The following is a 19,610-nucleotide window of genomic DNA, read 5'->3' as shown; positions in this document are numbered from 1 at the left end:
GTCAGGCCAGCGACTTCGATCCCATCGACAGGAATTTCTGTCGGCGGTCCTTGATCAGCTCCGCGGGTTTCTTGCCGGACAGATCCTTCAGCATGGCGGCGATCTCGGTGCCGACCGCCTTGATCGCGGCGGCCCTGTCGCGTTGCGCCCCCCCAAGCGGTTCGGCGATGACGCGGTCGATCACGCCCAGTCTCTTCAGGTTCTGGGCGGTCAGGCGCAGCGCCTCGGCGGCCTCGCGCATGCGTTCGGCGTCCTTCCACAGGATCGACGCGCAGCCCTCGGGCGAGATCACCGAATAGATCGAGTGTTCCAGCATGGCGATGCGGTTCGCCGTCGCGAAGGCGACCGCGCCGCCCGATCCGCCCTCGCCGATGATCACGCTGACCAGCGGCACGCCGATATCGAGGCATTTCTGCGTGCAGCGGGCGATGGCCTCGGACTGGCCGCGTTCCTCGGCGCCCTTGCCGGGATAGGCGCCGGGCGTGTCCACCAGCGTGATGACCGGCAGGCCGAAGCGATGCGCCATGTCCATCAGCCGGATCGCCTTGCGATAGCCTTCGGGCCGGGCCATGCCGAAATTGTGGTGGATGCGGGATTTGGTATCGTTGCCCTTTTCCTGGCCGATGACCACGCAGGGCGCGTCGTTGAACCGCGCCAGGCCGCCCATCACGGCGTGGTCGTCGCCAAAGGCGCGGTCGCCGGCCAGCGGCGTGTATTCCGAAAACAGCGCATCCACGTAGTCGCGGCAATGCGGCCGGTCGGGGTGGCGCGCGACCTGTGTCTTGCGCCAGGGATCGAGGCTGCGGTAGAGTTCCTTCAGAAGGTCGCCGGCCTTCTTGTCCAGCGCCGCGGCCTCTTTCTCGACATCGACGGGGCCATCGGCCTTGCGGGCCATGGTCCGAAGCTCTTCGGCCTTGCCCTCGATGTCGGCCAGCGGTTTTTCGAAGTCCAGATAGACCATGCGCGGGATGCTCCGGGGCTGCAATCGATACGGGCCAGTTATGATCGGCCCGGCGACGGAATGCAACGCACCGAAGCGTGCGGCGCGTCAGGGGCGGATCTCGACCCGGGTGCCGAGCGCGGTGGCGGCAAACAGTTCGCGGATCTCGGCGTCGGTCAGCGCGATGCAGCCGGCGGTCCAGTCGCCCGCCAGGATGTCGCCGTCGGGGCGCTGATTCGGCTGGCCGTGGATGAAGATGTCGCCGCCCGGGTCCACGCGCTGGGCGGCGGCGCGGGCGCGGTCCTGCGGCCGGGGATAGTCGATCCCCAGCGACAGGTGATAGGCGCTGGCATCGTTGCGCCGGTCGATGCGAAAGACCCCCTCGGGCGTCCTGCCGTCGCCCTGCCGGGCCTTGTCGCCATCGGGCGAGAAGCCAAGCGCGACGCGGTAGGTCCTGAGCGGGATCTGGTCGCGGAACACGGTCAGGCGGCGGGCGGATTTCTCGATCAGGATGCGGTCCACGGGCCCGGTCAGGACGGAGGGCTGCGGCGGCGGGCGGTCGGGCGGTGCGATGTCGGGCCGGGGCGCCAGCATCAGCCATGAAGCCCCGATCAGCACCAGCAGCGTCAGCGCCGCGAAAAGCCGCGCAAGCGCCCTCATTGCAGGTCGGAAAAGGCGTCCCGCAGCCGGGCGACCGCCTCGGCCACGCGGGCGCGCGGCGTGGCGATGTTGAAGCGCAGGAAGCTCTGGCCGCCCGGCCCGAAGGTCGCGCCGTGATTGGCGGCGATGCGGGCGCCGCGTTCCACGCGGGCGCTGAACTCGGCGGGGGACATGCCGGTGCCCGAGAAATCGACCCAGGACAGATAGGTGGCCTGCAACGGCATCGAGCGCAGGCCGGGGATGGCGTTCACCCCCGCGTCGAAGAGCCTGCGGTTGCCGTCAAGATAGGCCACCAGCGCATCGACCCATGCCGCGCCCGCGGGCGAATAGGCCGCCGCGACCATGTCCATGCCCATGAAGGCCGGCGAGATGCCCCGCGCCACCAGCGCGGCCTTGAAGCGGGCGCGCAGGCGGTCATCGGCGATGATGGCGTTGCCGATATGGGCGCCGGCAATGTTGAAGGTCTTGGTGGCGGCGGTCAGCGTCACCAGCCGGTCGCGGATCCCGGGGATCAGCGTCGCGATCATGCGGTGCCGATGACCGGGCATGACCAGATCGGCATGAATGTCGTCCGAGACCAGGATCAGGTCGTGACGGGTGCAGAAATCGGCGACCTCGCGCAGTTCCTCGTCGGTCCAGACGCGGCCGCCGGGATTGTGGGGCGAGCACAGGATCAGCAGTTTCTCGGACCCGGTCAGCATGGTTTCCCAGCGCGACCAGTCCATCCGGTACTGCCCGTCCTGCAGCGCCAGCGGCATCTCGATCATGTTGCGCCCCGAGGCGCGGATGACCCGGCCAAAGGCATGATAGACGGGCGACATCACCACCACGCCGTCGCCCGGCGCGGTAAAGGCGTCCAGCGCCATCGCGACGCCGTTGACGAGGCCCGTCGCCGTCAGCACCCAGTCGGGGTCGATCTGCCAGCCGTGCCGTTCTGCCATCCACCAGCGTATGGCCTGAAGATAGGGCGCGTTGGCGCCGGGATATCCATAGACGCCGTGCGCGGCGGCGCGTTCGACCGCCTGCTGGACCGCGGCGGGCGGGCGGAAATCCATGTCGGCCACCCACATCGCCAGCCCGCCCTGGTCGGGCGAGACGCCGTAGGCCGCCTCCATGTCGTCCCATTTCGAGCAATGCGTGCCGACGCGATCGATCACCTCGTCGAAATCGGGCGCCGCGTCGCAATCGGGCAGGTCGAAACCGGGCATCCGGTCGAGATCGGTTCTGGTCATCGAGGGCCTCGGATCTTGTTTCGGGTCCTGAATACGCCGGTTGTTGCGTCAGGTGAAGCCATCCCCTAAATCGTCAGCCATGAGCATTCGTCCGATCCTGATCCATCCCGACCCGCGCCTCAAGAAGAGATGCGCCCCCGTTGCCCGCGTCACGCCCGAGATCGAGGCGCTGGCCGACGACATGCTGGCCACCATGTACGACGCGCCGGGCGTCGGGCTGGCGGCACCGCAGGTGGGCGTGCTGCAGCGGATCTTCGTGATGGACGCGACGCGCGACCCCGACGCCGAGCGCCGCCCGATGGTGCTGATCAACCCCGAGATCGCCTGGACATCGGACACTCTGAACACCTATGACGAGGGCTGCCTGTCGATCCCCGATCAGTATGCGGATGTGACCCGGCCCGCCGAGGTCCGGATGCGCTGGCTGGGCCTGGACGGCAAGACCCACGAGGAAGAGTTCGACGGACTCTGGGCGACCTGTGCCCAGCACGAACTGGACCATCTGGACGGGGTGCTGTTCATCGACCACCTGTCGGCGATCAAGCGCCAGATGATTACCCGCAGGATGGTCAAGCTGAAGCGCGAGCGGACCCGTGCCTGACCGGCCCGATGCCGGCAGGGCGCGACCCGCCCTTCCGGACGCGCTGGCGGGCGGCGTCCTGCGCCCGATCCTGATCCATCCCGACCCGGTCCTGCGCGATGTCTCGCAGCCCTCGGGCTATCTGAAGGGTCCCGATCTGCGGCAACTGGCCGCCGATCTGCTGGCCAGCATGTACGAGGCGGGCGGGCGCGGGCTGGCCGCGCCGCAGATCGGCGTTCTGCGGCGGATCTTCGTGATGGATGCCGGCTGGAAGCAGGGTGTCTCCGAGCCAATGGTGATGCTGGACCCCGAGATCGTCGTCCGTTCGGACCGCGCCCAGCGGGATGGCGAACGGTGCCTGTCGATCCCCGGCCAGCGTGTCGAGGTGGTGCGCCCGCACCAGGTGACGGTGGCCTGGTACGATCTGGATGGCCGCCGCTGCCGCCGCGCGCTGTCGGGGGCGGCCGCGCGCATCGCACAGCACGAGGCCGATCACCTCGAAGGCCGGCTGATCGTGGATTTCCTGTGACTGTCCGCGCCTTCCTGCCCTATGCCGACCGACGGCTGCATGTCGCGGCCGAGCCGGTCGAGGCGGTGACCGAGACCGTCCGGATGGTCTGGGACGACATGGTCGACACGATGGAGGCGATGCCGGGCGTCGGTCTTGCCGCGCCGCAGATCGGGATCATGCTCCGGCTTGCCGTCGTGGACGCGTCCGAACGGCGCGGGCAGGCCGTCCGCATGGCCAATCCGAGCGTGTTGCATGCCAGCATGCAGATGCGCCGTCACGACGAGGCCAGTCCGAATCTGCCGGGCGTGTCCGCCACGGTCAGTCGGCCGCGCGCGGTGACCGTGCGGTTCCTGAACGAGACGGGTCAGATCGAGGACCGCGATTTCGTCGGGTTGTGGGCGACCAGCGTGCAGCATCAGATCGACCATCTGGACGGCCGCCTGTATGTGGATCACCTGACGCCGCTGCGACGCAGGATGCTGGTTCGGAAATCTGCCAAGCTGGCGCGGTGAGGACAGGGCAGGCTGTGGGAGTTCGCGTCCCAGAGCCCCCCTGCAGGATATTTGTGGACCAACGCAGGAGGCTGAGATGCGCGTGATCTTCATGGGAACGCCCGGGTTCTCGGTTCCGGCGCTGCGCGCGATCGCCGCGGCCCATGATGTGGTGGCGGTCTATTCGCAGCCGCCGCGTCCCGCAGGGCGCGGGCAGACGGCGCGGCCCTCGGCGGTTCATGCGGAAGCGGACAGGCTGGGGATCGCGGTCCGGACCCCGGCGCGGCTGGGTGATTCCGAGGCGCAGGCGGCATTGGCCGCGCTGGATGCGGATGTGGCGGTGGTGGCAGCCTATGGGCTGATCCTTCCGCAGCCGGTGCTGGATGCCCCTCGTCTCGGTTGCCTGAACATCCATGCCTCGCTGTTGCCGCGCTGGCGGGGGGCGGCGCCGATCCAGCGGGCGTTGATGGCGGGTGATGCCGAAACCGGGATCGCGATCATGCAGATGGAGGCAGGGCTGGATACCGGGCCGGTGCTGGCAGCGGCGCGCACGCCGATCGGACCCGAGGACACGGCCGCCGACCTGCACGACAGGCTGGCGCGGCTGGGCGCGGACCTGATCGTCGAGGTTCTTGCTGCCCTGCCGCTGGCCGCGACGCCGCAGCCCGAAGATGGTGTGACCTATGCCGCCAAGATCGACAAGGCCGAGGCGCGGATCGACTGGTCCGCGCCTGCCTGGCAGGTCGACCGCCAGATCCGTGGCCTGTCGCCTTTTCCGGGGGCCTGGTGCGACATCGATGGCGAGCGCGTCAAGCTGCTGCGCAGCCGGCTGATCGAGGCAGGGGGCGCGCCGGGCGAGGTCCTGTCGGGGTTTCGCGTCGCCTGCGGCGAGGGCGCGGTCGAAATCATCGAGGCGCAGCGGCAGGGCAAGAGGCCGATGTCGGCCGGCGAGATGCTTCGTGGCTGGAGACTTCCGGCGCGTCTGGGCTAGGGACGGCGCAGCCGTCCTTCGCGCCCGGGCGTGGCGGGGGTTTGACCCCCGCCCGGCGGGCGCGAACGCCGTCGCGGGACGCAACCGGGGCGCCAGGCCGGCTCAGATCGCGCCGTGGCAGTGCTTGAACTTCTTGCCAGAGCCGCAGGGGCACGGGTCGTTGCGCGACGGATTGCCCCAGCTTGCCGGGTTGGTCTCGTCGAAGCCTTCTACCAGCGGCACAGGCTTGTCCGCATCGTCCTCGGACTGCTTCTCGGCGCCATGTTCCATTGTCAGATGGTCGCGCGCGGCCTTCTGCTGCTCGGCCATCTGGCGCAGCATGTCCTCGCGTTCGGCCTCGGTCAGCGGGCGGATCTGCGCCAGGCGCTGGGTGACATCGAGGCGCAGCCCGTCAAGCAGCGTCTCGAACAGCTGGAACGCCTCGGTCTTGTATTCCGACAGGGGGTCGCGCTGGGCATAGCCGCGAAAGCCCACGACCGAGCGCAGATGCTCCAGGGTCACCAGATGCTCGCGCCATTTCTGGTCGATCGTCTGCAACAGCACCTGCTTTTCGATCATGCGCATGTTCTCGACGCCGAAGCGCTGTTCCTTGTCGGCCATGTAGGTGTCGGTGGCCTCCTGGATGCGCTGGCGCATCGCCTCCTGGTCGACGCCCTCTTCCTCGGCCCATTCCGCGACCGGCAGGTTCATGTTCAGCCTCTCGCGCAGGGCCGTCTTCAGCCCCTCGCCGTCCCACTGGTCGGCATAGGATTTCGGCGGCAGGAAATCGTCCACCAGATCCTCGATCACCTGATGGCGCATGTCGGCGGCGATTTCGCCGACCTCGTTGCTGTCCATGATCTCGCGCCGCTGGCTGAAGATCGCCTTGCGCTGGTCGTTCATCACGTCGTCGAATTTCAGCAGCTGCTTGCGGATGTCGAAATTGCGGCCCTCGACCTTGGCCTGGGCGCGTTCCAGCGACTTGTTGACCCAGGGGTGGATGATCGCCTCGCCCTCTTTCATGCCCAGCCTGGAGAGGACCGATTCCAGCCGTTCCGAGCCGAAGATCCGCATCAGGTCGTCGTCCAGCGACAGGAAGAACAGCGACCGCCCCGGATCGCCCTGACGGCCCGAGCGGCCGCGAAGCTGGTTGTCGATGCGGCGGCTTTCGTGGCGTTCGGTGCCCAGCACGAACAGCCCGCCGGCGTCCAGCACCGCCTGCCTGTCGGCGGCGTGTTCGGCCTCGATGCGGGCGCGCAGCGCGTCGGGATGGGCGTCGGGGTCGGCATTCAGCGCCTCCATCACCTTCATCTCGACATTGCCGCCCAGCTGGATGTCGGTGCCGCGACCGGCCATGTTGGTCGCGATGGTGACCATGCCGGGCTTGCCGGCATCGGCGACGATCTGCGCCTCGGCCTCGTGCTGGCGGGCATTGAGGACGTTATGGGGGATGCCGTCGCGCTTGAGCAGTTCGGACAGCATCTCCGATTTCTCGATCGAGGTCGTGCCGACCAGTGTCGGCTGGCCCTTGGCGTGGGCTTCCTTGATCGCCTCGATCACGGCGGAATACTTTTCCGCGGCGGTGCGGTAGACGCGGTCATGTTCGTCAAGACGCTGGATCGGACGGTTGGTCGGCACCTCGACGACGCCCAGCCGATAGATCTCGGCGAATTCCTCGGCCTCGGTGCTGGCCGTGCCGGTCATGCCGGCCAGCTTGTCGTAGAGGCGGAAATAGTTCTGGAAGGTCACGCTGGCCAGGGTCACGTTCTCGGGCTGGATATCGACGCCTTCCTTGGCCTCGATCGCCTGATGCAGGCCGTCCGACAGCCGGCGGCCCTTCATCATCCGGCCGGTGAATTCGTCGATCAGCATCACCTCGCCATCGCGGACCATGTAGTGCTGGTCCTTGAGGAACAGCTTGTGCGCGCGCAGGGCCTGGCTGGCGTGGTGGACGATGGTGGTCGATTCCGGATCGTAAAGCGTCTGCCCCTCGGGCAGCACCCCGTCGGCCAGCAGGCGCTGTTCCAGGAACTCGTTGCCCTCTTCGGTGAAGGTCGCGTTGCGGGCCTTTTCGTCCAGCTTGTAGTGTTCCTGGGTCAGCAGGGGCACATATTTGTCCAGCACGCGATACAGCTCGCTGCGGTCCTGGCTTGGGCCCGAGATGATCAGCGGCGTCCGCGCCTCGTCGATCAGGATGCTGTCCACCTCGTCGACGATGGCGAAGTGGTGGCCGCGCTGGACCATTTCCTCGACGCTGCCCTTCATGTTGTCGCGCAGATAGTCGAAGCCCAGCTCGTTGTTGGTGGCATAGGTCACGTCGGCGGCATAGGAGAGGCGCTTTTCGGCCTCGGGCTGGAACGGATAGACGACGCCGGTGGTCATGCCCAGCTGGGCAAAGACCTTGCTCATCCATTCCGCGTCACGCTTGGCCAGGTAGTCGTTGACGGTGACGATATGCACGCCCTTGCCGGTCAGCCCGTTCAGATAGGCGGGGAAGGTCGCGACCAGCGTCTTGCCTTCGCCGGTCTTCATTTCCGAGATGTTGCCCTGATGCAGGAACACCCCGCCCATGAGCTGCACGTCGAAGGCCCGGAGGCCAAGCGCGCGGCGCGCGCCCTCGCGGCAGTTGGCGAAGGCCTCGGGCAGGATCGCGTCGAGGCTTTCGCCTTCCTGGACGCGTTTCTGGAATTCGCGGGTCTTCTCGATCAGTGCGTCATCGGAGAGCGCCTGGAACTGTTCCTCCAGCGCGTTGATCCTGGCCACCAGCGGGCGGGTCGATTTCACCTTGCGGTCGTTGGGCGTGCCAAAGACCTTCTTCGCCATAGTTCCGATGCCGAGCATGTTACCTTCGCAATCACGTTGTTGGGAAAGCCTGTCTGGGGTGGGCCACTTGCCCGCACCAGCCGCATTGCCGTATCAGGGGCCTGAACGAAACGCGGCGGCGGCGCCTTCCACGGTTGCGACGGGATGTATGCCGCGCCCGCCTGACTGTCAACGCTGGCCCGGTCCTGCTAGGGGCCCGGTCAAGACCCGAAAAGGAATTTTCATGCTGAAACGTTCGATTCTGGCCGCTGTCGTGATCGCGACCCCGGTGATGCTGCCGGTGTCGGTGCTGGCGCAGGACAAGACCGCCGACACGGTCGTGGCCACCGTGAACGACCAGCCGATCACGCTTGGACAGATGATCGTCATGAAGCAGTCGGTGCAGGACCCGCAGATGGCGGCGCTGCCCGACCAGGCGCTGTGGGACATGATGCTGGACCAGCTGATCCGCCAGACCGCCGTGTCCGAGGCCGGCACCGAGACCGCCGGCGTGCGTGCCCAGCTGGAATTGCAGCGCCGCAACACGCTGGCCACGGCGGCGGTCAGCCAGATCGCCGAGGTCGAGCCGTCGGAAGACGAGGTCAACGCCGCCTATGACAAGCTGTTCGCCAACGCCGAGGCGACAGCCGAATATTCGGCCGCGCATATTCTGGTCGAGACCGAGGAAAAGGCCAAGGAACTGAAGGCGCAGCTTGATGACGGCGCCGATTTCGGCAAGCTGGCCGAAGAGAATTCGACCGGACCCAGCGGCCCGAACAAAGGCGATCTGGGCTGGTTCGGTGCCGACCAGATGGTCCCGCCCTTCGCCGAGGCGGTGAAGGGGCTGGAAAAGGGTCAGATCTCTGACCCGGTGCAAAGCGATTTCGGCTGGCATGTCATCAGGTTGAACGATACGCGCCTGAGGGAGGCGCCGGCGCTGGACGAGGTGCGCGAGCAACTGGTTCAACTGGTCCGCCGCGAAAAGGTCGAGGCCGAGATCGCGCGCATGGTCCAGGACGCGACGGTCGAAAAGACCGAGGGCATCGACCCGGCGCTGCTGAACGACAGCGCCCTGCTGGGGGCCGAGTGATGGCCAAGGCGGGGCTGCCCGTCTCGCCGCTGGCGCCTGCGCGCTTTCCCGACCTGCCGGTGATCGCGGGCGTCGAATACGCCAGCGGCGCGGCGGGGGTGAAATATCAGGGTCGCAAGGATGTGACCCTGATACGCATCGCGGCCGGCTCGTCCGTGGCCGGCGCGTTCACCCGGTCCTCGACGCGCGCGGCCTGCGTGCTGGACAACCAGGCCAAGCTGGCCCGGGGCGGGGACGCGCCGGACGGCGCGGCGATCATCGTGAATTCCGGCAATGCCAACGCCTTCACCGGCGCACGCGGGCAGGAATCGGTCGATGCCGTCACCGCCGCCGTGGCCCGGGCGAGCGGGGTTCCGGCCGAGCGGGTGTTCTCGTCCTCGACCGGGGTCATCGGAGAACCGCTGCCGCATGAGCGGATCGTGGCGATCATCGGCGATCTGGTGCAGGATCTGGACGAGGGCGGGGTGGCCGACGCCGCCCGCGCCATCATGACCACCGACACCTTCCCCAAGGGCGCATCCGCCACCGTCGCCGGCGACGGCGGCGCGATCAGCATCGTCGGCATCGCCAAGGGTTCGGGCATGATCGCGCCGGACATGGCCACCATGCTGGTCTATGCCTTCACCGATGCGAGGATCGAGGCGGGGCTGCTGCAAACGGCGCTGTCATCGGGGCTGGACACGACGTTCAACGCGATCACGGTGGATAGCGATACCTCGACGTCGGACGCGCTGATCCTCGCCGCGACCGGCCGCAGCAGCGCCGCCCCGATCACCGCGCTGGACAGCGCCGAGGGCGCGGCCTTCGTCGAGGCGCTGCACGGTGTCATGCGCGAACTGGCGCAGCTGGTCGTGCGCGACGGCGAGGGCGCGACGAAGTTCGTCGAGATCGCGGTCACCGGCGCGACCTCTGATGCCGAGGCCCACAAGGTCGCCATGGCGATCGCGAACTCTCCGCTGGTCAAGACCGCCATCGCGGGCGAAGACGCCAACTGGGGGCGCATCGTCGCCGCGGTCGGCAAGTCCGGGGCCGAGGCCGACCGCGACCGGCTGACCATCCGCTTTGGCGACATGGTGCTGGCCGAGCATGGCTGGCGGTCGCCGGGATATGACGAGGCCGCGGCCAGCGCCTACATGAAGAACCAGGATCTGCGGATCTCGGTCGATCTGGGGTTGGGGACGGGCGCGCGGACGGTGTGGACCTGCGACCTGACGCATGGCTATATCGACATCAACGCCGATTACCGGTCGTGAAGCCCATGCCGGGACCGCGCAGGTGAAAACCGTTCTGGTCGCCGCAGTGGCGCTGATCGATCCCGACGGGCGCGTGCTTCTGGCACAGCGCCCCGAGGGCAAGTCGATGGCCGGGCTGTGGGAGTTTCCGGGCGGCAAGGTCGAACCCGGCGAAACGCCCGAAGCCGCGCTGATCCGCGAACTGCACGAGGAGCTGGGGATCGACACATGGCAGTCCTGCCTTGCGCCGCTGACCTTTGCCAGCCACGGCTATGACGATTTCCACCTGTTGATGCCGCTTTACGCCTGCCGCAAATGGCAGGGCATCGTCCAGCCGCGCGAAGGGCAGGGACTCAGCTGGGCGCGGGCCGCGGATTTGCGCAATTATCCCATGCCGCCGGCCGACATACCGCTGATCCCGATCCTGCAAATGTGGCTTTGACCGCACATAGCGCGGCTTTTCGGTCGCATGACCGTCCTGATAACGCAGCAGATCCGCCGAAATATGCCCTTTCCTTAAACATTTCGTGACAGGCTTGTCTTGTTGGGAAGAGGACACTTGACATGATTCGCACCATTTCCTTGGGACGCTACATCTCGGTTCAGGGGCTGTTCGAGCGGCTGGCTCCGAATGGCAACATCATCATCCGGGTCGGCAGCCGTATCTATGAGGGCAAGCCGGTCGCGGGCTGAGACGACCGTCGATCGCGGTGGCGAGCGATGAAAAAAAGGGCGGCCAATTGGCCGCCCTTTTGCATTTGTCGAAGAAGGTCCCACGTCACAACGTGCGTTCGATCTCTTCGCGTTCGAAGATCTCGATGACATCGCCGGGGCGGATGTCATCATAATTCTCGAAGGCCATGCCGCATTCCTGTCCAGACTGGACTTCCTTGACCTCGTCCTTGAAGCGCTTGAGCGTCTTCAGCGTGCCTTCGTGGATCACCACGTTGTCGCGCAGCAGGCGCACGCCGGCACTGCGACGTGCGACGCCTTCGGTGACCAGGCAGCCCGCGACCTTGCCGACGCCGGTGACCTTGAACACTTCCTTGATCGAGGCATAGCCGATGAATTTCTCGCGAACCTCGGCCGACAGCAGCCCCGAAGCCGCCGCCTTGATGTCATCCACCAGGTCGTAGATCACCGAGTAGTAGCGGATCTCGACACCCTTCTGGTTCGCGGAGTTGCGGGCCGGAGCGTTGGCGCGGACGTTGAAGCCGATGACCGGAGCCTTCGATGCCTCGGCCAGGCCGATATCGGATTCGGTGATCGCACCGACGCCGTAATGCAGCACGCGCACGCGCACCTCGTCGTTGCCGACCTTTTCCAGCGCCTGGACGATCGCCTCGGCCGACCCTTGCACGTCGGCCTTGACGACAACCGGCAGTTCCGTGACGGTTTCATCGGCCTTGGCCTTGGCCATCAGCTGTTCCAGCGTGGTGGCCGCGCCGGCGGCGGCGCGCTTGTCCTTGGAATGCTGTTCGCGATACTCGGCGATTTCGCGGGCCTGCGCCTCGGTCTCGACGACGTTCAGCACGTCGCCGGCCTCGGGCGTGCCATTCAGCCCCAGCACCTCGACCGGAACCGAAGGACCGGCCTCTTCCACACGTTCGCCCTTGTCGTTGATGAGCGCGCGGACCTTGCCCCACTGTTCGCCGACCACGAAGATGTCGCCGCGCCTCAGCGTGCCGTTCTGCACCAGAACCGTCGCGACCGGGCCGCGGCCCACGTCAAGCTGCGCCTCGATCACGGCGCCCTGGGCGGCGCGATGAGGATTGGCCTTCAGTTCCAGGATCTCGGCCTGCAGCGCGATCGCCTCCAGCAACTCGTCCAGTCCCTGACCGGTCTTGGCCGAAACCTCGACATCCTGCACGTCGCCGGAAAGCTTTTCGACGACCACTTCCTGGTGCAGCAGCGAGGTGCGCACCTTGTCGGGATCGGCGTCGGGCTTGTCGACCTTGTTGATCGCCACGATCATCGGCACCTTGGCGGCCTTGGCATGATTGATCGCCTCGATGGTCTGCGGCATCACCGCGTCATCGGCGGCGACGACCAGCACGACGATGTCGGTGACATTCGCACCGCGCGCCCGCATCGAGGTGAAGGCGGCGTGGCCCGGCGTGTCGAGGAACGACAGCACCGCGCCCGAATCCGTGGTCACCTGATAGGCGCCGATATGCTGGGTGATCCCGCCGGCTTCGCCGGACACGACATTGGCGTGGCGAAGCGCGTCCAGCAGCGACGTCTTTCCGTGATCGACGTGGCCCATGATCGTGATGATCGGCGGGCGGGTCACGAGATCCTCGTTCTTGTCCTCAACCATGTCGATCACCTGCTCGACGTCAGAATCGCTGACACGCACGGCCCTGTGGCCGAACTCCTGGATCACCATTTCGGCGGTGTCCGCGTCGATCGGCTGATTCATGGACACCATCATGCCCATCTTCATGAGCGACTTGACGATATCGGCGGCGCGTTCGGCCATCCGGTTCGCCAGTTCCGAAACCACGATGGTTTCCGGCAGCTGAACGTCACGGACCTGCTTTTCGGCGCGCTGGGTGCCGCCCAACGCCTTCTGGCGGGTGCGTTCCTGCTTGCGCTTCATCGCGGCCATGCTGCGCTGGCGGCCACCTTCGCCCGACAGGGCCTGGTTCAGCGACAATTTGCCGGCGCGGCGGCTGTCGTCGCGCGCGGCCTTGCTGCGCGTGTCACGCTCGGCGCCGCGGTCGGCACGGTCGCGATCGGATTTGCGCGGACCCGCGGCAGCGACGCCCTTGGTCTCGGCACGGGTCGCGGCAGCCTCGATGGCGGCCTGATCCGGCGCGGCCTCGGGCTGCTTCTTTTCCTCTTTCTTGGGTTCGTCCTTGCGCCTGGCCTTTTCGTCGGCCTCGCGGACAAGCCGCGCCTCTTCGTCTGCCTTGGCCTTCAGCGCCTCTTCGCGCTCGCGGTCCTCGCGCTCCTTGGCCTCGATCTCGGCGCGACGGCGCTCGCGCTCTTCCTCGCGGGCCTTGTCTTCCGCCTCGCGGGCGGCGGCGATCTCGACTTCGCGGACCTTGGCATTGGCCAGGGCCTTCAGCCGACGCTCCATCTCGGCTTCCGAGATGCCTGCCGGACGCCTGGACGGATCACCGGCATGCTTCGAGACCGTCGTTTTCGGCTTTTCGCCAGCCGCACCCGGCGCGGCGCCCGGCTTGGGCACCACGACGCGCTTGCGCTTGGTCTCCACGACCACGCTTTTCGTGCGGCCATGGCTGAAGCTTTGCTTTACCTGTCCCGAGCGGCCGCTGCCGCCAAGGCCCAGAGGTTTCTTTCCGTCATTGTCGCTCATCTGCGTCTTCATTCCTTCCCGGTGGCCGTATTACCACCGTCATGCCCGCGCAGACCCGTCAGTCTGCCGGCTTCCAAGATCACCTTGTCCGTCAGGCCACCCGCCGCAAGCGCGCCGTGTATGACATGATCGCGCCCGAAGGACAAACCCAATTCTGACGCGGTCAGGCAGCCAAACCAGCGTCCGCCGGTGGGCGTCCACAGCTTGCCCTTGCCACGTTCCGAGCCGTCGCTGGCCTGCAGAAGCACCTTTGCGCGTCCTTCGGCCAGCCAGCCCTTTACCTTTTCGAAACCGGCCACGGCCCTGCCCGATTTCCGGGTCAGCGAGACCAGTTCCACCAGTCGTTTCGCAACGCCTGCCTCGACCAGATCGGTCAGCCCTTCCGGAATCGTCACCGGGGCCCGTGCGGCCCGCGAAAACAGACCCTTGGCAACCGCCTTGTCCAGCGCGCCGCGATCGGCGGCGACCCAGATGCCCCGGCCGGGCAGTTTCTCGGCCAGATCGGGAACGATCAGGCCATCGGGGCTGGTGACGAAACGAATCAGCCCGCGTTTGGGTTGCACCTCACCGGTGACGATGCAGCGCCGCTCGGGCTCGTCACGATCCTTTATGCGTCCACCGCGACTCAAGGAGGCAGATCCGGGGCATCACGCCCCGGATTCCTCGTTCGGTTCGGCTTCGGCGTCGTCGGCCTCGGCGGATGGGTCCAGTTCGGTCGGATCGACCCAACCCAGCATCACGCGGGCCGTCATCACCATTGTCTGGGCTTCCTCGAGGCTGATCTCGAAGGGTTCCAGCAGGCCATCGTCCTTCACGCGCTGACCGTTGACCGTGGTCCAGCCACCGGCCAGTTCCCAGTCGGCGCAGGTGGCGAAATCCTCGAGCGTCTTGATCCCGTCCTTGGCCAGCGCCTCCACCATCTGGGGGGTCAGCCCCTCGAATTCAATGAGGCTGTCCTCGGCGCCCAGGGCGCGGGCATTTTCCAGCGCCGTCTTGGCGCGTGCCTCGAGAACGTCGCGCGCCCGGGCCTGAAGCTCGGCTGCCGTGCCCTCATCGACGCCGTCGATGGTCAGCAATTCGTCCTGTTCGACATAGGCCACCTCTTCCAGATCGGTGAAGCCTTCGGCGACCAGCAACTGGGCGAAGAACTCGTCCAGATCCAGCGCGTCCATGAACAGCTGGGTGCGGGTATTGAACTCGGCCTGACGGCGCTTGGATTCCTCTTCCTCGGTCAGGATGTCGATGTCCAGCCCGGTCAGCTGGCTGGCCAGGCGCACGTTCTGGCCGCGCCGGCCGATGGCCAGCGAAAGCTGTTCGTCGGGCACCACGACCTCGATCTTGCCGGCCTCTTCGTCGAACACGACCTTGCTGACCTCGGCCGGCTGCAGCGCGTTCACCAGGAAAGTGGCCTGATCCTCGTTCCACGGAATGATGTCGATCTTTTCGCCCTGCAACTCGCCGACCACGGCCTGCACGCGGCTGCCGCGCATGCCGACGCAGGCGCCCACGGGGTCGATCGAGTTGTCATAGCTGATGACCGCGATCTTGGCGCGCGAGCCCGGATCGCGGGCCACGGCCTTGATCTCGATGATGCCGTCATAGATTTCCGGCACCTCCATCTTGAACAGCTCGGCCATGAATTGCGGGTCGGTGCGCGACAGGAAGATCTGCGGTCCGCGCGTCTCGCGGCGCACATCCTTGACATATGCGCGGATGCGGTCGTTGGGGCGATAGCTTTCGCGGCCGATCTTTTCGTTGCGGCGCAGGATCGCCTCGCCACGGCCGATATCGACGATGATGTTGCCGTATTCCTCGCGCTTGACGATACCGTTGATGATCGTGCCCGCGCGGTCCTTGAACTCTTCGTATTGACGGTCGCGCTCGGCCTCGCGGACCCGCTGCAGGATCACCTGCTTGGCCGATTGCGCGGCGATCCGGCCCAGTTCCACCGGCGGAACCTCGTCCACGATCTCGTCGCCGATCTTGGGATCGGACAGATAGGGGCGGGCCTGCTCGACGGTCAGTTCGGCCTGATAATTCTCGACCGCGTCATCCGCGACGACGGTGCGGATGCGGGTGAAGCGGGCATTGCCGGTCTTGCGGTCGATCTTGACCCGGATATCCATCTCGGCGCCGTAACGCGACTTTGCGGCGCGGGCCAGGCTGTCCTCCATCGCCTCGATGACCAGTTCTGGCTCGATCATCTTCTCGCGCGCGACGGCTTCGGCCGTCTGCAACAGTTCAAGCTGATTGGCAGAGGTGATCGCCATCACTTACTCCTTGGCATGGGCGCCGTTCGCGCCTTGATTGTCTTCGGTTTCGCCGTCGCCATCGGCCTCGATCGCATCGAAGGCGCTTTCGTCCAGATTTTCGATCGCGATGCCGGCCTCCTTCTTCTGGCGCAGCATCTCACGGATCAACTCGTCCGTCAGGACCAGTTTGGCATCGCTGAGCCAGTCGAAGTTCAGCCCGATGGTCTGCACCTGGCCGGCCTCGTCGATGTTCAGCAGAACCTCGTCGCCTTCCACCCCCGCAAGCACGCCTTTCCAGCGTTTCCGCCCGTCGATGGCCTGATTCGTCTCGAGCTTCGCCTCGTAGCCCTCGAAGGCCTCGAAATCCTTCAGGCGGGTCAGCGGCCGGTCGATGCCGGGGCTGCTCACCTCAAGGTAGTAGTTGTCCTCGATCGGGTCCTCGACATCCAGCGTCGCGCTGACCGCGACCGAGATCTCGCCGCAATCATCGACATTGATGCCGCCTTCGGGACGGTCGGCCATGATCTGCAACGTGGCCGTCTTGCCGCCCTGCAGGCGCACCCGCACCAGCTCGAATCCCAGATCCTCGATCACCGGGGTGATGATCTCGGCCAGGCGCCGGTCGATGGCGGTCTTGGCGATCAGGTCGTTCGACATGACATCCTTCAGATACGAAAAAGGGCCCGCAGCGGGCCCATGCGAAAGCGTCCGGTGGGCAGGGGGTGGAAGCCTGCGCCGCTGTTGGCTTCCACTTAGACGCGGATTGCGGGAAATGCAAGAGGGGGCTGTCGCCTACGGCTGGGTCTGGGCGACGCGATCCAGCAGTTTCTCTGTCATGGCCAGCACTTCGTCGGCATGGATCCGGAACCCTCCTTCGCATTTTTCACCAACGACCATGCCGCAGCGGAGGTCGAGACAGCGCATCCACTCATGCGGCGCGGCGAAAAAACGTTCCGGTGGTTGCAGCACCAGCAGCGCCCCGCCATCGCGAAGCGCATAGATGGCATGGCAGGCCTGGCTGCCCTCTATCGAGATGATCACGTCGGCATCGACGATCCTGCTGAGAAATTGCCGCGTGTCGCCCTCGGGCGTTACAATCTCGACCCCGGCACTCGCCAGCGTGGCTTCGAGTTCCGCCTGATTGACGATATCGCGTTTTTCCGCCGAGGGGCCACGTCGGACATAAATCACCTTCGCGGCCGGCCCCGCGGCTTTCAGCCTGTCTCGCAGGCACCGCCTCAGGCGGTGATATCGGTCCCGCTTTCCGCGGCTGAACCCGAGATCGGTGACGATGGTCAGGTTGCGGGCCCGGATTGCCTCGGCATCGTCCCACCGTTGTTCGAACAGGATTTCATAGGTCGCCGCGTCACCCCAGCGCGGGCGCCGGGTGGTCATCAGGTCGGGATCGCCGCGCAGGAATTCATGAGCGCTGCAATCGTCGCCCAGCCAGTGCCCGAAGAATTGCAGCCCTGGTGCCGAATTCGGAACGACCGCCCGATCGCGCGCTGGCAGGTCCGACAGCAGGCTCGACCGGCTTGGCCGGAAGGGTTGCATCCAGAACAGATCGCGCGGCGTGACCGCGACGCCGCCGATGATGATCGCCTCGCCCAATTCCAGGACGTGTGGCGGCACTTCCTGAAACCGCGTCGCCGTCAGGACTGCCATCTGGCTTTCCAGCGTCTGCCCGAAGGCGCATTGGACGACGCGCGACAGCTGATCCGTCTCGATGATCGCGGCCCGACAGGCCATGACCCCGGCTTGCTCGGCCGGCCGCCCGGGCGGCCAATCGGTGAACGGGTTGCCCCGGCGAAGAACCTTGCCCATCGCGACGCGCGAGAGATAGTCCAGCCAGGCCGACAAGGGGCGCGGCGGCGTCCCGTCGCGCGATGTAGCCTCTGGCCTTTGCCTCATGAGAGATCGCTCATGCTCATCATGACATTTGAATGGCATGACTGGAGGGGATCAGGCAACAGCGAAGGCCGACGCGCTGGCGATCGAGGCGCCGACGCTGGATGCAGGGCTGGACCGGATCGCGCAGCGTGCATCCGCCTAGCGTGCCGAAGCGCCGGGATTGTCGCGCCAGACCCGCCAGTTCAGCGCCGCAGCGATGCAGATCCAGACCACATAGGGCAGCAGCATGACGCCTGCCAGCGTGTCCAGTCGCCAGAAGGCGATGGTCATGCCGACCACGGCAACCCACAGAAGCGCCATCACCACCATCGCCGCCGCCATCCGCCGAGCCCCGAAGAACACCGGGGTCCACAGCGTGTTCAACGCGATCTGCGCCGCCCATATCGCCAGGGGCGTGCCGGCGCCGGGCAACCCCGCGATGCGCGCGGCCGCGATCGCCGACAGCAGATAGATGGTGGTCCAGGCGACCGGAAAGACCCATTTCGGGGGCGTGAAGCCGGGCTTTGTCAGGCCGTCATACCAGTTGCCCGGCTTGAAGATCGCCCCGGTCGAGGCCGCCGCGCCACTGGCCAGCAGGAAGAACAGAAAGGCCAGCATCACCGGTCCCTTCCGGCGGTCTGCGGATCGTCGTCGCGAATGCCGTCCATGATTCGCACCAGCTCGGCCGAGATGCGTGGTTCGGACAGGGCATGGCCCGAGGCGGGAACGATTCTGAGATCGCAGCCGTCCCAGCCCTGGGCCAGCTGATGAGCCGTTCCCGGCGGGCAGACCATGTCATAGCGGCCCTGAACGATCACGGCGGGCAAGTGCTGGATCCGGTGGCGGTCGCGCAGCAACTGGCCCTCCTCGAGAAAACAGCGGTTCGAGAAATAGTGGTTCTCGAGCCGGGCAAAGGCGCGCGCATATTCCGCCGGCGCGTGGCTGACCGGTGCCGATTGAAGCCCCGCAAGGGCGTTTTCCCACATCAGCCAGGGCAGGGCATAGCGTCCCTGTCGGCCGATATCCTCCGAGAACAGCCGCCGGTGATAGGCGCCGATCATGTCATGGCGCTCGGGCTCGGGGATCGGGTCCTGGAACTGCGCCCAGAGATCGGGAAAGAAGCGCGCGGCCCCGCCGCCGTAGAACCAGTCCAGCTCGGCCTGGCGACCCAGGAACACGCCGCGCAGCACCAGGCCGCTGACGCAGGCGGGATAGGCCTGAGCATAGGCCAGCGCCAGCGTGGCACCCCAGCTGCCGCCGAACAGCAGCCAGTCCCGGATGTCCAGATCGGTGCGGATACGCTCGATATCGGCGATCAGATGGGCGGTGGTGTTGGCCTCGACCGAGGCGGTGGGCCGCGACCTTCCGCAGCCGCGCTGATCGAACAGCACGATCCTGTAATGGCGTGGGTCGAAGAACCGCCGCATGAACGGACTGCAGCCGCCGCCCGGCCCGCCATGCACCACCAGCACCGGCCTGCCCTTCGGATTGCCGCATTGTTCCACATAAAGGCGGTGACCGTCGCCCACATCCAGCGTGCGGCGGTCGTAGGGTTCGTCCGCCGGATGCAGGCGGCCATGTGTCGCGGAGATTTGCGCTGACATTCGGTCCATCCTGCCAGTATAGAGGCAAGCC

Annotated in this window: 19 protein-coding genes; 8 read left to right on the top strand and 11 right to left on the bottom strand. The window is 66.4% G+C overall.

Translation table 11 applies throughout. The features are described 5' to 3' along the window. Position 1: 1 nt before the first annotated feature. The 3 genes from L1965_RS04905 to L1965_RS04895 all read right to left on the bottom strand — a co-directional run bounded on the left by L1965_RS04905 (position 2) and on the right by L1965_RS04895 (position 2,808). Complete coding sequence (locus L1965_RS04905) at positions 2 to 961, bottom strand: acetyl-CoA carboxylase carboxyltransferase subunit alpha (protein ID WP_235755293.1); 960 nt, start codon at positions 959 to 961, stop codon at positions 2 to 4. A gap of 87 nt (positions 962 to 1,048) precedes the next feature. After that, positions 1,049 to 1,600 carry a L,D-transpeptidase family protein gene (locus L1965_RS04900; RefSeq protein ID WP_235755292.1) on the bottom strand — a complete coding sequence of 184 codons (552 nt, stop codon included), beginning with the start codon at positions 1,598 to 1,600 and terminating at the stop codon, positions 1,049 to 1,051. Continuing rightward, positions 1,597 to 2,808 (bottom strand): MalY/PatB family protein, encoded by a 1,212-nt coding sequence (locus L1965_RS04895; RefSeq protein ID WP_235755601.1) that lies wholly within the window; start codon positions 2,806 to 2,808, stop codon positions 1,597 to 1,599. The genes L1965_RS04900 and L1965_RS04895 overlap by 4 nt, the downstream gene beginning before the upstream one ends. A 103-nt stretch (positions 2,809 to 2,911) precedes the next feature. Here L1965_RS04895 and def (L1965_RS04890) point away from each other — a divergent pair, with 103 nt between their 5' ends. The 4 genes from def (L1965_RS04890) to fmt all read left to right on the top strand — a co-directional run bounded on the left by def (L1965_RS04890) (position 2,912) and on the right by fmt (position 5,405). Next, complete coding sequence (def, locus tag L1965_RS04890) at positions 2,912 to 3,433, top strand: peptide deformylase (protein ID WP_235755291.1); 522 nt, start codon at positions 2,912 to 2,914, stop codon at positions 3,431 to 3,433. Beyond that, positions 3,426 to 3,941, top strand: coding sequence for a peptide deformylase (def, locus tag L1965_RS04885; protein WP_235755290.1), 516 nt, complete (start codon positions 3,426 to 3,428; stop codon positions 3,939 to 3,941). The genes def (L1965_RS04890) and def (L1965_RS04885) overlap by 8 nt, the downstream gene beginning before the upstream one ends. Beyond that, positions 3,938 to 4,435 carry a peptide deformylase gene (gene def, locus L1965_RS04880; protein WP_235755289.1) on the top strand — a complete coding sequence of 166 codons (498 nt, stop codon included), beginning with the start codon at positions 3,938 to 3,940 and terminating at the stop codon, positions 4,433 to 4,435. The genes def (L1965_RS04885) and def (L1965_RS04880) overlap by 4 nt, the downstream gene beginning before the upstream one ends. 76 nt (positions 4,436 to 4,511) lie before the next feature. Continuing rightward, a complete protein-coding gene (fmt, locus tag L1965_RS04875) occupies positions 4,512 to 5,405 on the top strand; it encodes a methionyl-tRNA formyltransferase (protein WP_235755288.1) in 894 nt (297 codons plus the stop codon). 102 nt (positions 5,406 to 5,507) lie between these two features. Here fmt and secA read toward each other — a convergent pair whose 3' ends face one another. Then, positions 5,508 to 8,225 (bottom strand): preprotein translocase subunit SecA, encoded by a 2,718-nt coding sequence (gene secA / locus L1965_RS04870; protein ID WP_235755287.1) that lies wholly within the window; start codon positions 8,223 to 8,225, stop codon positions 5,508 to 5,510. A gap of 205 nt (positions 8,226 to 8,430) precedes the next feature. Here secA and L1965_RS04865 point away from each other — a divergent pair, with 205 nt between their 5' ends. The 4 genes from L1965_RS04865 (at position 8,431) to L1965_RS16030 (ending at position 11,201) form a co-directional block, all read left to right on the top strand. Further along, on the top strand, positions 8,431 to 9,276 hold the full coding sequence (locus tag L1965_RS04865) for a peptidylprolyl isomerase (protein ID WP_235755286.1): 846 nt from the start codon (positions 8,431 to 8,433) through the stop codon (positions 9,274 to 9,276). After that, positions 9,276 to 10,529, top strand: coding sequence for a bifunctional glutamate N-acetyltransferase/amino-acid acetyltransferase ArgJ (gene argJ, locus L1965_RS04860; RefSeq protein ID WP_235755285.1), 1,254 nt, complete (start codon positions 9,276 to 9,278; stop codon positions 10,527 to 10,529). Before L1965_RS04865 ends, argJ begins: the two co-directional genes overlap by 1 nt. Before the next feature lie 22 nt (positions 10,530 to 10,551). Continuing rightward, positions 10,552 to 10,950 (top strand): (deoxy)nucleoside triphosphate pyrophosphohydrolase, encoded by a 399-nt coding sequence (locus L1965_RS04855; protein WP_235755284.1) that lies wholly within the window; start codon positions 10,552 to 10,554, stop codon positions 10,948 to 10,950. A 122-nt stretch (positions 10,951 to 11,072) separates the two neighbouring features. Next, complete coding sequence (locus L1965_RS16030; RefSeq protein WP_277882939.1) at positions 11,073 to 11,201, top strand: hypothetical protein; 129 nt, start codon at positions 11,073 to 11,075, stop codon at positions 11,199 to 11,201. 85 nt (positions 11,202 to 11,286) lie between these two features. Here the strand turns inward: L1965_RS16030 and infB are convergent, their stop codons facing one another. The 7 genes from infB to pip all read right to left on the bottom strand — a co-directional run bounded on the left by infB (position 11,287) and on the right by pip (position 19,588). Beyond that, a complete protein-coding gene (gene infB, locus L1965_RS04850; RefSeq protein WP_235755283.1) occupies positions 11,287 to 13,833 on the bottom strand; it encodes a translation initiation factor IF-2 in 2,547 nt (848 codons plus the stop codon). 8 nt (positions 13,834 to 13,841) lie between these two features. After that, the gene (locus L1965_RS04845) at positions 13,842 to 14,462 is read right to left on the bottom strand and encodes an RNA-binding protein (RefSeq protein WP_235755282.1); all 621 of its coding nucleotides are present in this window, start codon (positions 14,460 to 14,462) and stop codon (positions 13,842 to 13,844) included. Positions 14,463 to 14,480: 18 nt separating this feature from the next. Then, the gene (gene nusA, locus L1965_RS04840) at positions 14,481 to 16,103 is read right to left on the bottom strand and encodes a transcription termination factor NusA (RefSeq protein ID WP_235755281.1); all 1,623 of its coding nucleotides are present in this window, start codon (positions 16,101 to 16,103) and stop codon (positions 14,481 to 14,483) included. 3 nt (positions 16,104 to 16,106) lie between these two features. Further along, positions 16,107 to 16,742, bottom strand: a complete 636-nt coding sequence (rimP, locus tag L1965_RS04835; protein ID WP_235755280.1) for a ribosome maturation factor RimP — start codon at positions 16,740 to 16,742, stop codon at positions 16,107 to 16,109. A 135-nt stretch (positions 16,743 to 16,877) separates the two neighbouring features. After that, the gene (locus L1965_RS04830) at positions 16,878 to 17,996 is read right to left on the bottom strand and encodes a glycosyltransferase 61 family protein (RefSeq protein WP_235755279.1); all 1,119 of its coding nucleotides are present in this window, start codon (positions 17,994 to 17,996) and stop codon (positions 16,878 to 16,880) included. Between the two features lie 138 nt (positions 17,997 to 18,134). After that, complete coding sequence (tspO, locus tag L1965_RS04825; RefSeq protein ID WP_235755278.1) at positions 18,135 to 18,593, bottom strand: tryptophan-rich sensory protein TspO; 459 nt, start codon at positions 18,591 to 18,593, stop codon at positions 18,135 to 18,137. Continuing rightward, positions 18,593 to 19,588: a prolyl aminopeptidase gene (gene pip, locus L1965_RS04820; RefSeq protein WP_235755277.1), complete on the bottom strand. Its 996-nt coding sequence runs from the start codon at positions 19,586 to 19,588 to the stop codon at positions 18,593 to 18,595. Before pip ends, tspO begins: the two co-directional genes overlap by 1 nt. Positions 19,589 to 19,610 lie beyond the last annotated feature (22 nt).

This window comes from Paracoccus salsus, assembly GCF_021556615.1.
In the GTDB taxonomy this organism is placed as follows: domain Bacteria; phylum Pseudomonadota; class Alphaproteobacteria; order Rhodobacterales; family Rhodobacteraceae; genus Paracoccus; species Paracoccus salsus.
Note: the sequence above shows the minus strand (reverse complement) of the source record. Positions and strands in the feature narration are given on the sequence as shown.